Origin of the sequence: Pedobacter psychrodurus, assembly GCF_004331735.1 — a bacterium.
GTDB classification, from domain to species: domain Bacteria; phylum Bacteroidota; class Bacteroidia; order Sphingobacteriales; family Sphingobacteriaceae; genus Pedobacter; species Pedobacter psychrodurus.
The window spans coordinates 33,155-48,501 of sequence record NZ_SJSO01000014.1 but is presented as its reverse complement, the minus strand read 5'-3'; the positions used below and the strand labels follow the sequence as shown (position 1 = coordinate 48,501).

14 protein-coding genes are annotated in these 15,347 nt (G+C 37.4%); 2 read left to right on the top strand and 12 right to left on the bottom strand.

Going from position 1 to position 15,347, the window contains the following annotated elements:
* Positions 1-14 precede the first annotated feature (14 nt).
* The 7 genes from EZ456_RS16225 to pyrE all read right to left on the bottom strand — a co-directional run bounded on the left by EZ456_RS16225 (position 15) and on the right by pyrE (position 9,126).
* Entirely contained in the window at positions 15-650 is a 636-nt protein-coding gene (locus EZ456_RS16225; RefSeq protein WP_165501352.1) for an outer membrane beta-barrel protein, read from the bottom strand.
* Positions 651-804: 154 nt separating this feature from the next.
* Positions 805-1,170 carry a hypothetical protein gene (locus tag EZ456_RS16220; protein WP_131531887.1) on the bottom strand — a complete coding sequence of 122 codons (366 nt, stop codon included), beginning with the start codon at positions 1,168-1,170 and terminating at the stop codon, positions 805-807.
* An 11-nt stretch (positions 1,171-1,181) separates the two neighbouring features.
* Positions 1,182-1,835 (bottom strand): hypothetical protein, encoded by a 654-nt coding sequence (locus tag EZ456_RS16215; protein ID WP_131531885.1) that lies wholly within the window; start codon positions 1,833-1,835, stop codon positions 1,182-1,184.
* A gap of 148 nt (positions 1,836-1,983) precedes the next feature.
* Positions 1,984-4,584 (bottom strand): ATP-dependent chaperone ClpB, encoded by a 2,601-nt coding sequence (clpB, locus tag EZ456_RS16210; RefSeq protein ID WP_131531883.1) that lies wholly within the window; start codon positions 4,582-4,584, stop codon positions 1,984-1,986.
* Positions 4,585-5,205: 621 nt separating this feature from the next.
* On the bottom strand, positions 5,206-7,881 hold the full coding sequence (locus EZ456_RS16205) for a glycoside hydrolase family 78 protein (RefSeq protein WP_131531882.1): 2,676 nt from the start codon (positions 7,879-7,881) through the stop codon (positions 5,206-5,208).
* A 142-nt stretch (positions 7,882-8,023) separates the two neighbouring features.
* The gene (locus EZ456_RS16200) at positions 8,024-8,422 is read right to left on the bottom strand and encodes an SRPBCC family protein (RefSeq protein ID WP_131531881.1); all 399 of its coding nucleotides are present in this window, start codon (positions 8,420-8,422) and stop codon (positions 8,024-8,026) included.
* Positions 8,423-8,460: 38 nt separating this feature from the next.
* The gene (gene pyrE, locus EZ456_RS16195; protein WP_131531879.1) at positions 8,461-9,126 is read right to left on the bottom strand and encodes an orotate phosphoribosyltransferase; all 666 of its coding nucleotides are present in this window, start codon (positions 9,124-9,126) and stop codon (positions 8,461-8,463) included.
* Between the two features lie 413 nt (positions 9,127-9,539).
* On the opposite strand from pyrE, the gene EZ456_RS16190 reads away from it, so the two are divergent.
* Positions 9,540-10,583 carry an NAD(P)-dependent alcohol dehydrogenase gene (locus tag EZ456_RS16190; RefSeq protein WP_131531877.1) on the top strand — a complete coding sequence of 348 codons (1,044 nt, stop codon included), beginning with the start codon at positions 9,540-9,542 and terminating at the stop codon, positions 10,581-10,583.
* A gap of 92 nt (positions 10,584-10,675) precedes the next feature.
* On the opposite strand, the gene EZ456_RS16185 is transcribed toward EZ456_RS16190, so the two are convergent.
* Entirely contained in the window at positions 10,676-11,542 is an 867-nt protein-coding gene (locus tag EZ456_RS16185; RefSeq protein ID WP_131531875.1) for a hypothetical protein, read from the bottom strand.
* Between the two features lie 437 nt (positions 11,543-11,979).
* Between EZ456_RS16185 and EZ456_RS16180 the strand changes: the two genes are divergently transcribed.
* Complete coding sequence (locus EZ456_RS16180; RefSeq protein WP_131531873.1) at positions 11,980-12,591, top strand: NUDIX hydrolase; 612 nt, start codon at positions 11,980-11,982, stop codon at positions 12,589-12,591.
* Positions 12,592-12,936: 345 nt separating this feature from the next.
* On the opposite strand, the gene EZ456_RS16175 is transcribed toward EZ456_RS16180, so the two are convergent.
* The 4 genes from EZ456_RS16175 to coaD form a co-directional block, all read right to left on the bottom strand.
* Entirely contained in the window at positions 12,937-13,542 is a 606-nt protein-coding gene (locus tag EZ456_RS16175; protein WP_131531871.1) for a hypothetical protein, read from the bottom strand.
* Complete coding sequence (locus tag EZ456_RS16170) at positions 13,532-14,035, bottom strand: RNA polymerase sigma factor (RefSeq protein WP_131531869.1); 504 nt, start codon at positions 14,033-14,035, stop codon at positions 13,532-13,534. The genes EZ456_RS16175 and EZ456_RS16170 overlap by 11 nt, the downstream gene beginning before the upstream one ends.
* A gap of 119 nt (positions 14,036-14,154) precedes the next feature.
* Entirely contained in the window at positions 14,155-14,487 is a 333-nt protein-coding gene (locus EZ456_RS16165) for a hypothetical protein (protein ID WP_131531867.1), read from the bottom strand.
* 14 nt (positions 14,488-14,501) lie between these two features.
* The gene (gene coaD, locus EZ456_RS16160; RefSeq protein WP_029279302.1) at positions 14,502-14,963 is read right to left on the bottom strand and encodes a pantetheine-phosphate adenylyltransferase; all 462 of its coding nucleotides are present in this window, start codon (positions 14,961-14,963) and stop codon (positions 14,502-14,504) included.
* Positions 14,964-15,347: the final 384 nt, after the last annotated feature.

Below are 15,347 nucleotides of genomic sequence, written 5' to 3'. Positions count from 1 at the left end.
TTATTGTTGAGGGATTAAAATAGTATGTAAATCTTAAAACCAAGGTTGTTGATGAATCCTTGGCTGCTTAAATTGAATGAGGTATATTCGTTTTTAGTAAAATAGTTATTGGCATTTATTTCATTTTGTTCTGTTTTATTGTAAACAATATCTGCTGATAATAAACTTGTTTCTAAGGCGAATCTTTTTGATACAAACCAGGTAATACCACCATAGGCTCCTATAGCGTATTGATTTGAGGTAAAATTCGTTACCTGAGGGTAAGTGTTGTTGTATAAATTATTGTTTTTAGAATAGGTGTAGCCAGCTTTTCCACCTGCATAAGCAAACAAGGTTTTTACAAGTGGAAAGTAGTGTTGGTAACTTAGGTTTCCGCCGTAACTTTTTTGCTCTTGGTGGCTGTCATTTCCAGAGGAATTTTTAGTTAATCCATAGATTAAATCTAAGCCAATCTTATCATTATCTTTAAAGAAAAATCCATAACCAAGCGTAAAAGAGTTGTTTTTTGATTTGATTTCGTAATTGTTTCCGCTACTTTTGTTTGTAGTAGTATTAACGCCGAAGCTTAAAGCGTTTGTTCCTTTTGTTTGCGCGAAACCGCATAGGGAGATACCCACCGCCATAGCGGTAATTAATAATTGTTTTTTCATTTTCATTTGTGTTTTTTTGTGTATCCAATGATAAAATAAAAAAACGACATAAAACTATGTTCTTAGTTATTTTTATGTTAATTATTTGATTGTCAGTAATAAAAAAAACCAGACTAAATATTAGCCTGGATTCAACTGTTTATTATGTTGTAAATTATTGACAATTGAGTCTTTCAATAAAGTAATAGGTGTCTAATGCATCTTCCGATTCGGAATCATCATTTTCATTAAGGATTGATTTTATCTTAACATCGCTTTTTTGAGAACCACTGTTATTGTACTCAAATTTGATATTACCAATCGATTTAATTTTTCCATCTTCCGATTTAAAAACCGAATTATAATATTCAATTTTAGTACCATTAATAGATTTAATCTTTCCATCCTCAGAAGGGAATACACTGCTGTAATATTCTATTTTACCACGAAAGCGTTGAGCATTTGCTTGATTGGAAAAGCTTAAAAGAACTAACAAGCTTATGCCTGTGATGATTAAAATTTTGCTGAATATATTTTTCATGAGATGTAAAATTAGAAGTGAATATTGATCGTAAAAGTAGGGGTAAAGTTATCGAGCGCTAACCGCAAGTTATTTTTCTTATCGAAGTTGTACAACGATTCTTCAGCATAATAATTTTGATGAAAGAAACTTAAAATGGGAAACGAAAAGTCGATACTAGAATCGTTAGAGAGGATATAAGTAAAACCTGGAGTTAAACTTGCTCCTAAGCCTTTTGCCCGTGCATCGGTACGGATGAGGTAACCTTCATCGTCAATCCTATTGAATGTGTTAATTTGGAGCAGCAAATTAGCCTGGGCAAAAAACTTAAACCGATTTTTAACATCCACATATTTCCGTATGAAAGGAGATATGCCGAAGCTAAATTCTTTGGGACCATAGCGGTCCTCGTATCTTCCATCTTCTTCGTCCCAAGAGATATAGCTTTCGCCGCGTAGTTTGGAAAGATTTAAAGGGATCTCCAGACCTATGGCAAAATTATTGGCCAAAAAGTAGCCTCCTCTAGGTGTAACGGTAAAGGTATTTAGGCTTGGTGATGAATTGTTTTGTTTTGAAGTTCCAAAACTTAGGCTCAAACCAGCAAAGCCGGTTCCCTTTTCAGTTTGGGCATAGCAATGCCAACTGACGGCGCATAACAGCGCCATGATGATTAATTTAGGTTTCATTTTATTTGTGTTTTTGTGTGTAATCAATAATAATCATTATTGAAACAAAAAACAAGAAAATGAACTATCATGTTAGTTACTTTTAATGAGGGCATTTTAAACAAAAAATCCCACAGAAATTAATCTGTGGGATTTAATCTGGAATGTATTAACCAGCGTTTTGGTTCAGGAACACAAAGTTATGATCGAACATATCCAACTTAATTTTGCTGTCTTTATCTATCTTACCCGCCAATATCTCTTTCGACAACTCGTTTAAGATTCTTTTTTGAATGACCCTTTTTAACGGTCTGGCACCAAATTGTGGATCGTAACCCAATTGTGCCAACCAATCTAAAGCTTCATCACTGGCATCCATTTCTATACCCATTTCAGCCAATGTTTGCTGTACATGTTTAAACTGTAAGCTTACTATATTTCTGATTTCGCTGCGGTTTAACGGGGTAAACATAATGAGCTCATCAATCCTGTTCAAAAACTCCGGACGAATGGTTTGTTTCAATACTTCAAACAGTTCGTTTTTGGTTTTGGCAATTACCTCATCGCGGTTTTCATCACTTAAATCTTTAAAATTATCTTGAATTAAATGTGCCCCAATATTAGAAGTCATGATGATGATCGTGTTTTTAAAATTCACCGTTCTGCCTTTGTTATCAGTTAAACGGCCATCATCTAACACCTGTAAAAGGATATTAAATACATCAGGGTGTGCTTTTTCAATCTCATCAAGCAATATCACTGAATAAGGTTTACGTCTAACGGCTTCAGTTAACTGTCCCCCTTCATCATAACCAACATATCCTGGAGGCGCCCCAATTAAACGCGAAACCGCATGGCGCTCCTGGTATTCACTCATATCGATACGTGTTAAAGCATTTTCATCGTTGAATAAAAATTCGGCCAGGGCTTTCGCCAGCTCTGTTTTACCTACTCCGGTTGTTCCCAGAAAGATGAAAGAGCCAATTGGTTTGCGTTTATCCTGCAAGCCTGCGCGAGAGCGACGGATGGCATCAGAAATGGCTTCAATTGCTTCATCCTGACCGGCCACACGCTGGTGTAATTCTTCTTCTAAATGAAGTAACTTTTCACGCTCGCTGGCAATCAGTTTGGTAACCGGAATGCCTGTCCAGCGGCCTACTACACCTGCAATGTCATCGGCAGTAACTTCTTCTTTAAGCATACGGCTATCGCTTTGCTGGCTTTCTAAATCGGCTTTCAGTTGCTCAACTTTATCTTGTGTTTCCTTAATTTTTCCATAACGGATTTCGGCCACTTTACCATAATCGCCTGCGCGTTCTGCTTGTTCTGCTTCTAATTTGTAGTGCTCAATCTGCTCTAGCTCGTTATTTACCGCATCCACCAGATCTTTTTCACCTTGCCATTTGGCTTTCAATTGATCGCGCTCTGCTGATAGATTAGCGATATCTTCTGAAAGTTCTTTAACCTTTCTATCGTCTTTTTCGCGTTTAATGGCTTCGCGTTCAATTTCTAAACGCATAATTTCACGGTCTAAAGCATCAACGTTTTCAGGAACGCTATCCATCTCCATACGCAATTTCGAAGCGGCCTCATCCATTAAATCGATGGCTTTATCTGGTAAGAAACGGTCGGCAATATAGCGCTGGCTCATTTCTACTGCGGCTATAATCGCCTCATCTTTAATCCTTACCTTATGGTGTGTTTCGTAGCGTTCTTTTAATCCACGAAGAATTGAAATCGCATCCTGGGTATCAGGTTCTTCTACCATAACCTTTTGAAAACGACGCTCTAATGCTTTATCTTTTTCCAAATATTTTTGGTACTCATCTAAGGTTGTTGCACCAATGGCACGTAACTCTCCGCGGGCTAGGGCAGGTTTTAAGATGTTCGCCGCATCCATTGCACCCTCGCCACCACCAGCACCAACTAACGTGTGGATCTCATCAATAAACAATACGATTTCTCCATCACTCTGTGTAACTTCTTTAACCACGGCTTTTAAGCGTTCTTCAAACTCACCTTTATATTTTGCACCCGCAATAAGCGATCCCATATCAAGCGAATAAACTACTTTGCTTTTAAGGTTTTCTGGCACATCTCCTTTTATAATCCTGAAAGCAATGCCCTCAGCAATGGCCGTTTTACCCACACCTGGCTCACCAATTAAAATAGGGTTGTTCTTGGTTCTACGTGATAAAATCTGGATGACGCGACGGATTTCTTCATCGCGACCGATCACCGGATCCAATTTTCCGCTCTCGGCATATTCGTTTAAATTCCTTGCATATTTGCTTAAAGCCTGATAAGTTGCTTCCGCATTTTGATCGGTTACGCGGTTATCACCACGTAATTCTACAATGGCTTTTTTAAGGTCTTTTTCGTTAACACCCTGTTCTTTTAACAGTTTCGAAGTGCTATCGTTAATGGCTAAGATGCCTAATAATAGATGTTCAACAGATACAAATTCATCTTTAAACTCTTTTAAAAATGTTTGCGCTTTCTGCAAGGCGCTATTGGCATTAGATGACAGATAGACATTGCTTCCGCTCACTTTCGGGAACCTGGCAATCTCTGCATCTAGATTTTGATTGAGTGAATTTAGGTTGACGTTTAATTTCTTTAACACATAAGAAACCACGTTTTCATCAACAGTAAGCAAACCTTTAAGCAGGTGTGCCGTTTCAATAGCCTGTTGCTGATTGCCCTGGGCTATTTCAGAAGCCTGTTGAACTGCTTCCTGGGCTTTTATAGTAAAATTGTTGAAGTTCATATTCCCTTTAAGGTCAAAACAAATGCCATAGTAATTTTGATTTTACAATCGGAAATTTTGTCGGTAAGATTTTGTTATTAATGACTAAATTACTGATTTATAGTTAATTATACTGAAAATTTGTCGTGTTTTGAACTTTAAACCTCACAGGTTTTTAAAATGCATGGTGATCTATGTAGTTAATCTTATTTTGAAAATCAGGGTTCAGCCCATGTCGGTTAGAGCAGTCCTGCTATCGCTCCAAGTCCTCGCTGCGCTGTGGGCTTTCCGCTTTATCAGGTTTATTTAACCTAGGTCTGTGGTCTTAAAACTAAACGTATTCAAAACCTGCACAGTTTGTAGAGCGGATTAATGCGATCAATCCCTATGGAAGATCATTGGTGTCATTCTGAACGCAGTGAAGAATCTTTACAATACATAGACTTTGAAGTAATATTAATCAATGAAATCAGTAATCTATCGCTTAAAGATTGTTCGTGCCTATCATCGACAGGATTCAATAAAAGAGGCGTCATTGCGAGGAACGAAGCAATCTTAAAGCGCACGCTAGTAGCGATTGTTGTAAGATTGCTTCGTCGGCTGAAAAAGCCTTCTCGCAATGACGGTATCTCGGGAACTGGATTATTTTCGGGCTTTATGTTCAATTACATATTTACCAGCCGCTAAATCTATTTTTCCAATGTTGTTTATCTTACCATTTACATAATTAACCATGTCACGCGTAAGTGGCAGGTTAATAGTAGCCGTTGAATTAGCAGGAATAGTGATGTCGTATCTAATCCCGTTGTCAACTTTTTTCCATGCACTAGTAATCTTTCCGTATGGGCCAATATGGCTGGCTTCGAAAGAATCCAGACCTTCCACAATGTGCGGATCTAATATTACATGCTTAAAGCCAGGCTGTTTTTCATCCGGCTTAATGCCGCCTGGCGATTTGTATAACCAGGCACCAATTTCTCCAAACATAATGTGGTTCATTGAAATATCCGATTTTGCATCAATAGGCCAGTTTTCGTATAGGGTAGTGGCTCCATTTTCCATCCACCAACCCCAGCTTGGATAGCTTTTTTGAGCGGCAACTTTGTAGGCAATGTTGCTGTAACCATTTTCACTCAGCGCATTTAAAATGGCTTTGGTACCCAATAATCCAACATCTAAGTGGAAACCATCAGCTTCTACACGTTTGGCTAAATTTTCGGCAACTAAAGCAATTGATTCTTCCGGAACAATTTTCCAATAAAGTGGAACGCTCATTTCGGTCTGTACACCAGAAGCATAAATTCCTTTTTCTTTATTTAAGTACTTGCTATTAAAAGCATCTTTAATTTTTTTAGCTAACGCTATGTACTTTTCATAATCATCGTTTTTACCTAAAATTTTTGCTGCTTTGGCTAAAATAAGCACATCGGCATAGTAATAACAGGTAGAGGTAAGTTCGACAGGTGATTTTGATTTCACCGGAATCCAATCACCCAAACCCCATGTGGTTAAACCTGTTGGATAGGTTTCGTCAATGTGGTTTACATATTTTCTGATATTTTCGTAACAATCGGCAAGCAATTTTTTGTCGCCGTAAAACAGGTAAACATTCCATGGGATAATAGCAATTGTACTGGTCCAATCGGGTCCATTGCCCCACTCGTAGCCCCAGCCATCGGTAGGGATAATGGAAGGTAAAACACCATTGGGTTGTTGTTCATCGCGGTGATCGGCGAGCCATTTTTCGTAAATGGTAATGCCGTCAAAGCCATAAAGACCTGTTTCTATGGCAATCTGTGCGTCGCCTGTCCATCCGTTTTTCTCTCTTTGTGGACAATCTGTAGGGTAGCCAAAAAGATTCGATAGGTAAGAATTATTGGTGGCGTAATAGATTTTATTGATGATGGGTTCTGAAGATTTAACATCTCCAACAACCGGCACATCACTATGCATAAAACAGCCTACCAGATCTTCTTTTTTTAATTGAATGGGAGTAGAGCTGCTCACTTCTACATATTGAAAGCCCTTATAATTAAAGTGTGGCATAAAACTTTGTGCCCCTTTTCCGTTTAAAATCAGGATGTCAGTTTGGAAAGGATCGGTATTATCGGTTGGGCGGTAATGGGCATCAATATTCGAGATATCCACGTGCCCATTGGTATATAAACGCTCGCCATGTTTCAGTTTAATAACAGTGCCAGCTGGACCGCTTACTGTGATTTTGCTTACCCCCGAAATATTTCTGCCCAAATCGAACAGGTATGTGGTATCATTAAATTTTCTTAAACTTTTGCTGGCTATTTCTTCAACATTACGGATAGGGTGCATGGCCTGTGCAACAATATTTTTAGACGGTGCTGAGCGGTAAATCACATTTTTCCAATCTGTATCGTTGAAATTTGGCGTGTTCCAGCCTACTTTTTCAAGGCGGGCATCATAATGCTCAGCGGTATAAATGCTATTAAAAATAATCGGACTTAATGCTGTTTTCCATTCTTTACCCGATTTAATGGTTGCGGTTGTTCCATCCTCGTAAGTAATGCGCACATCAAGACAAAAAGTTGGCCTGTTGCGCCATGGGGCACGATCGAAATCCCAAACTGCGGTTGATTGGTGGTTATACCATCCATTTCCCAGCAATACGCCAATAGCATTTTTACCTTTGCTGATGGCATTGGTTACATCATAGGTAACGTATAAGGTTCGTCTATCAAAACGGGTGTACATCGGATCCATGCGGTGGTTACCGATTTTTTTGCCATTGATAGAGAGTTCGTACAAGCCGGCTGCAGTAATGTACGCCCTGGCCGATCTGATTTTTTTAGTTGTGGTAAAGGTATTCCGGAAATAGGGTGCGGGTTTAAGTTTGGTATTCTCGTTATCCGAAATCCATGCGCCCTGCCAATTCTCCATTTTCATCATCCCGGTTTCAAAGCTGGCGATACGAATTTTGTCTGATTTCTTTTTGTTCCCGTCGACAATATCAACCCTCCAATAATATTTAGTAAAAGGTTTTAGTGATTGACCCGAATAAACGATCAGATTTTTTTCTGAAGCTATCCAACCTGTATTCCAAAGTTTTGCCTCAGCCTTAATAAGCGAGGCCGAATCGGTATCTACCAGAACACGGTAGGCTGTTTGTTTAGCGCCTTGGCTGGCATCGTTCATTTGCCAGGTAAAACGCGGATTTGGATTGTCTAAGCCAATCGGATTAACCAAATATTCGGTTTTTAAGGCTGTAATCGATTGAGCGAACCCTTTGGAAATAGGAGCAAGGGCAAAAAATAAAGCAGTTACCTGTAGAAATCTGAGGTTCATAGTTTAAGGTTATTCAGAAACTAAGGTATTAAAATAAAATGCTGATAAAAGAACCACAATGGAATTTTACGCATAAAAAAAGACGAGGTTTAACTCGTCTCATTATCTTTGGAATCAATTAAATCTGTGTAATCACCATTAATTATCCTAATATCTCTTTCAATTTTTCTGTTTGGTGATCGGCCAATTTTTGTAGTGGTCCAGATGCCAACATTTTCATCATCATATTCAAATCTGCTGAGATAATGTGTTTAGCTGTAGTTGTTCCGTTTCCGTTATCGGCTACAGTCCACTTTAACTCTACATCGAAAGGTGCTTTTTCACTAGGAATTGCTGTTATTTCTTGATTTTCGATACGGCTCGAAATTTTAATGGCCAATTTTGCCATATTCTGGATGGTAAACCGTGCATCATCTTCAGTAGATTCCCAGTTATAGATATTTTCTGGCATCAGTTGCTGATGATTGTTCATATTGGATAGAAATGCATAAACCTCTGTAGCTGGCTTATTCACCTCTACTGCGCTTTCAATAACAGTCATTATATATTTTTTATAGATTTTTGTTTTTTAATCAAAACTTAAGACTCCGGACTCAAAACCTGTCCCTGTCCCCATTCTGAAGGATTTAAACGCCATTTACTTAATAATTCCATATCACTTTTGGCAATAATACTGTGCTCGGCAGCATAGTCGATTAATGCGCCGTAGCTTGATAAGGTTAAGTAACGGCATTTTGCAGCTGCGAAATTTTCGTCTGCTTTTTCGAAACCGTAAGTGAAAATTGCCGCTAAACCAGCTACCGATAAACCTGCAGCTCTTAATGCTTCAACTGCTTGTAAACTGCTTTTTCCGGTAGAAATTAAATCTTCGATAACCACCACACGCTGACCTTCTACTACTTCGCCTTCAATTAAACTTCCGGTGCCATGTTCTTTAGCCTTCGCTCTTACATAGATAAAAGGTAAACCAAGTTCTTGAGCTACTAATACACCTTGAGGGATTCCAGCAGTTGCAACACCCGCAATAACATCTACCGAACCAAACTCTTCTTGTATGGCCTGCGCAAGTTTTTGACGGATGTAAGTTCTAACCTGAGGGTGGGAAAGGGTAATTCTGTTGTCGCAATAAATCGGCGATTTCCAACCAGATGCCCAAGTAAAAGGATTATTTGGTTGTAATTTGATTGCTTTTATCTGTAATAAAAATTCCGCTACCTTTAATTCAATATCACTTTTATTATACATGGCTCAAAATTACAGATTTATTTGTGTTTGTCATAACGTTTATTAAGCCCCACTTGTTTTGGTGAGGAGAAAAAATGTCGGAATTTGAATTTATTTCGACTCTCAAATGCTACAAATATCGAAAATTTTGATGGATGGTAAAAGCTATTTCTTGTCACTCCTTGTAAATCAGTACGATAAAGAATGGTGAGGGCTAAAAATCTAAGAGAATGTAAATGCATATTGGTGTTGCTAAGTTTCTATGCTTACTAATTCTGTAGCTGTAAATGATTGTTTTTGTTTAAAGTGCGTCTTTGAAATTTCTTTTAAATGGTAGGGATTGTTTGAATTTTGCAATGATTTATTTGATTTATGTAATTGTTGTTAACAAACCGCTGTTTACATTTGTTATGGTAAAATAAATTTAAATTTTTATGATAGCAACAAAAGGATATGCGGCACAAAATGCCGAAACAGATCTTGCACCCTGGAATTTTGAGCGCCGGGAAGTAGGACCTCATGATGTTCAGTTTGAGATACTTTTCTGTGGGGTTTGCCACTCAGATCTGCACCAGATAAAAAACGATTGGTTTCCGGGAATATTCCCAATGGTTCCTGGTCACGAAATTGTGGGTAGGGTAGTAAAGGTTGGAGATCACGTTAAGAAATTTAAGGTAGGTGATCTTGCGGGTACAGGTTGTATGGTAGATTCGTGTCAGGTTTGTGAAAACTGTAAGCAAGATTTAGAACAATATTGTTTAGAAGGAAATACGCAGACATACAATGGTTTAGAAAGAGATGGTAAAACACCAACTTATGGTGGATACTCAGATTCGATTATAGTAAGAGAAGAATTTGTACTTCATGTATCAGATAAATTAAATCTTGCTGCTGTAGCACCGCTTTTATGTGCAGGTATCACCACTTATTCTCCCTTAAAACACTGGAAAGTAGGAAAAGGTCATAAACTAGCGGTACTTGGTTTAGGCGGTTTAGGCCATATGGCTGTGAAATTCGGTGTAGCTTTTGGTGCCGAGGTAACGGTATTGAGTACTTCACCAAAAAAAGAAGAAGATGCCAAAAAACTTGGTGCCCACCATTTTGTGGTAACTACCGATCCTGCGCAGGTTAAAGCAGCAAGGGGTACCTTCGATTTTATATTGGATACCGTATCTGCTGAACATGATTTTAACATGTATCTTTCTTTATTGAGAACAAATGGTATACACATTTGCGTAGGTGTTCCGCCTAAACCAGCAGAAATTGCGGCTTTTAGTTTACTTGGTGGTAGAAAAAGTCTTGCCGGATCTGGTATTGGAGGTATTGCCGAAACTCAGGAAATGTTAGATTTCTGTGCGGAGAACAATATCGTATCTGACATCGAAATGATCGATATGAAAGACATCCACCATGCCTACGAGCGTATGGAAAAAGGTGATGTGCGTTACCGCTTCGTGATTGATATGGCTACGCTTTAGATATAAAATCATATTGCGGTTAAGAATAGGGGTTTAGAGGCCGAAAATAAAGGTTTCTAAATCCCTATTTGTTTATCAAACAAATCAACTTCTTACGCGGTGTAATTTCCTTTTACAAATTCTGATATGGAGATGTTGTGCTCAGATTCTACTTTGAAAATTTGTTTTTTGTTTTCCATTAGCAGATTTTGGAGTGTACCTAGCGAATCTTTAAGGTAAGAGATAGATAATATGCCCGAAATCCTGCTTCTGATCTTTTCGGCAAGGAACAATTCGACCAAGATCAGTGTTATTAAAAAGATATAGTGGGTAAAAATCAGGTTATTGGTATTCTTGCTTAAAGCGGGCAATCCTAATGAAACAAAAGCTATATCTATTACTAAAGGAATGCCGATGATGGCAATAACCGAGATTGCACTTGCTTTTAGTGTAATGCGTTTTTCTGCTTGTTTTATCTGTTCGTTGAAAGCAGAGAGTTTACTGTTTAGGGGACTATTCCTGTTGTTTTGTTGCTGTTCTAGCTTCTGAAGGTCTTTTCCATGTGCTATATCTATTATTCTAATCTGCTCTACGATGGATGATTCGGCATGGTTAAGCTTTTCTTGATCTTCAACAATTGATTCTTGCTCAGCTATAATTTTATCCATTACCATCAAATCGTCGGGTATACCATGACGTAGCTTTTGCTCTGCGGCAACAATACGGTTATCTAATTGTTTAAACTGCCTTTTAAGTTCAGCAATTTCTTTATTATAATGCTCTTTTTTCGAAGCATAACTTTTTTCCAAACTGTGTAGTTCAGATGCGTATTCGAAACTTGCCAACAGCTGTTCATTGCCGGCAAAACATTGATAAAGCCCAGTTAATGTAATAAAGAGCGCTCCTGTTGATTTTTCTGGGTTAGAAAGATCATTTCGGTATGCTTCCAGATCTGTTTCGGATAATGAGGGTATGGGCATGGCAGATTAAAAGGTTAAAATTATGAAAAATATTATCGTTGAGGGAATTATTCATCATAGTTTTCCAGGCGAATGTTCCAATACAGATTACTAACCGTTTTTTTTACATTCTAGTGTATCTGGCTTTTAGTATTATAGGATCATCATTAATTAAATATTTATTTTTTTTCCATCCTTTAATAAATTATTATATATTTGTAGCAAGCAAGGGGTGAGAGCCTTGCATCAATCTTTGATTGAGAGCGTTAATTTAGATAAGGTTACAACATTAATTGTTGTAACCTTTTTTTATACCCTATAAATTACCCAACAATTTTTCTACTTTTAGAGCATTGCAAAATATATAGGTTTCGCAGAAAGAACTCTTTAAATGTAATCAGGAAAGGAGTGGGTTGCTATAAAATGTAGTGTGCTTCATTAATGTGTTTTAAAAATATATGCCAAGAAATTATAGAATTTATATCAACGATAATACTTTGTTTATCTCAGATTTTTTGCCAGAGCAAAAGGAAAAAATTCAACAGCTTGAATTTCAAGATTTTAATCTGCAAACATTCTACAAAAAGCTAAAAAATGGTTCTAAAAAGAGCTATATTTTCTTGACAAAAAATCCTCAGGAGACCTTTAAAAAGCTAAAGAAAGATTGTACTATTATTAAAGCCGCAGGTGGTTTGGTAGAGAGTGCAAATGGAAATTACCTGTTTATTTTTCGAAATAAAAAGTGGGATCTGCCTAAAGGAAAGCTCGAGGAAGGTGAAAAAATGAAGGAAACTGCTGTTCGTGAGGTGGAAGAGGAGTGTGGAATCAGGGTCCTTAAACGCGAAGAAAAACTTTGTAAAACCTATCATGTTTACCCCATTGGCACTAAAATGGTGATCAAGAAAACAAACTGGTACAAAATGAAGGTTAAAGGGGAACCAAAATTAGTCCCTCAAAAAGAAGAAGGGATTGATGAAGCGGTTTGGCTGGATAAAAATCATATTTCGCCTGTGGTTAAAAATACTTTTCCGTCAATTATGGATGTTTTAAGGGCCGGAGGAATACTATAAGTATTCTATCCCAGAGATCGTCCTGCTGAACTTGTTTCAGCATCTTTTGTAGTAAATACCGGTATCTTGTGGTGTCAGATATTTCTATCTGACACGGATTGGAACAATTACAGGATCCGCTTTTTAATGTACTTTAACAGTCAGATGGTAACATCTGACTGCACCATTACGATATTTTTTACCACAGATAAAAAGGATGAACACAGATTTGATATTTGTTTAAGTTGTGGTGTTAGATATTTCCATCTGACACTTACAAAGTTATTTAAAAATCAATGAATCGGTGAGTTTTATGAGTCAGATGGTAACATCTGGCTGCACTTAAAGCTCCTGCTGCACGGATTACTATTCATAATCCAACTCATCAACTACTTTTTTAACCTGCTTTAAATACTTTCCGTAGTAATACCAGGCCCATAGCTCGGTAATTGCGCCAATAATCAAAATGGTAATAAAGCAGTTCAGCAAGATGTAAACAGGTGATAGTTTTCCTAAAATTCTGGTGAAAATGGAAGCTTTTTCTATAAATAGGTAAACTGTAATAAAGGCAATTCCAATAAAGGCAATGATGTAGGTTAGCGCTTTATAAAGTTCGATATTCAGTTTCATTTCGTAATAGAACCAAAGGATGTTTTTACGCGTATCCAGACTCAGGTCGTAAGAGTTTTTATAGAATAGGTAAAATTTAAAAAAGTAATAAGCCGTAAATCCGCAGGTGATGGCATAAAACATTAAAAATACCTGATTCATTGCCGATGAAAACCCAAAAAAGTAAGGAATGAAGGCCATGATGACCAAAAAGAAGATCTGGTAAAAAAACTCGTGTTTCATTTTTCCTCTTATTTTGTCAATTGGGGTATGTGCTTGTTTTATTTTAAGCATATCGGTAGAAATGTTGCTTCCTTCGGGACTTTCAGCATTCCATTCATTTTTTATATCGTCAAAATTCATAACCGTTTTTCTTTATGATAAATTGTAATTTTTCTTTAGTTCTGTTGAGTTTTACCCGTGCATTTACCTCGCTAATACCCAGGTTTTCGGCAATTTCGCGGTGGGATTGATTTTCGAGAAAGAGAAATATCAATGCTTTTTCTATAACATTTAGCTCTTGAACAGCCGTGTACAGATAGGCTAGTTTTTCTTCCTTTTCGGTACTTTCATTTACATCTATTACATCAATATTTTCATCCAATGGCGTTTTATCTACTTTTCTGTTCTCCTTTTTAAAGTAGATTAAAGCTGTATTTAAACAGACTCGGTACATCCAGGTGCTAAATTTAGCGTTGCCTTTAAAGGTAGGATAGGCTTTCCACAGCTGTAGTGCGATTTCCTGAAACAGATCGCGCTGTTCTTCGGCACCATTCATATACATTTTGGAAATCTTATGTATAATGCCTTTATGCTGATTGATCAGGGCGAGAAATATGTTTTCTGTTTCTTCCATTTAATATATACTACATTGGTAACAGATTTTTAAAAACGTTACAGATTTATTGAAATAAAATTACATGAATCCTCTGCCGTAACGTTTGGCTACAACTTAAAAATAAGTATAGTTACAGATTATTTAATAATTGCTGTATAAATAGCGCCAATGATCAGGAATAAAAAAGTGCCGGTTAAAATTGCAGCGCCTGTGTACAGGTACAATGGGGTTTTTGAGAGCTTTTCATACAGTTTAGCATTCTCGCTTATTACGTTATTGTTGCTAAAGTTACAGCTATCGCAACTCATTCCTGTGTATTTTTCGGCAGGAAGGATTGGAATACTATTGATTTGATAATATTCCTGAACGATGCGATAGGTTACTGTTGTCTCATTGCAATTATCACAGCTTGCCAATTCATCTTCATAGAAATTGAGCAGTTTCTCTGTTTTACCAAAATGAACGAGCATGAGGAGTTAGGTTTCTATAAAAAACTAAGCGCTTCTTTTGGTACAAACGGACTCACATCGCCATGGTTTCTTAAAATATCGCGCACAATGGTAGAACTGATGGCCGAATATTCTGGTTTGCTTAAAAGTAAAATGGTTTCTACTTCGGGCATCATGGTTTGATTGATCTGTGCGATGGCTCTTTCATATTCAAAATCAGCAGCTGAACGGATGCCGCGTACCATATATGTAGCATCAATTTTTCTGCAGAAATCGACTGTTAAGCCCTCGTAAGTTTGGATTTCGATGTTTTGATAGCCTTTAAAAACAGTCTGTAAAATCTGAAGACGCTGCTCTGCACTTAAAAAATTCTGTTTAGAACTGTTTAGTCCGATACCCACTACAATTTTATCGAAAAGTGGAGTGGCACGTTGTAAAATGTTTACGTGAGCAATAGTGATCGGATCAAATGAGCCCGGAAATAGCGCTATCTTCATGATTCAAATATAGATTTTTAAGCTGAAATTATTTACCACTAAGACACGAAGAACACAAAAAGGGGTTATTTTTTGCCACGGAAACACGGATTTACACGGAATAATTTTCTAGTCATGTTCTTTTAACATTAAGAAATTAAGATCATTAAGTTGATTTTGGGTATCATGATTAAAGCAGACCATTGACAATAAGCCTGAGTGCAATGGAAAGCCCGGAACCCGATTCTTTACCGATGAATCGGCACTAAATTAGCATCGGGTGAGGACTTGTAATGAAAAGCAGGACTGAAGCCCGCCACAATGCACTAAATGTTCACTTCTAAAAACGAAAGAGCGGATTTACATGGGATATTCTTAGGTTTTGTTTTTTAACCATTGACGAAT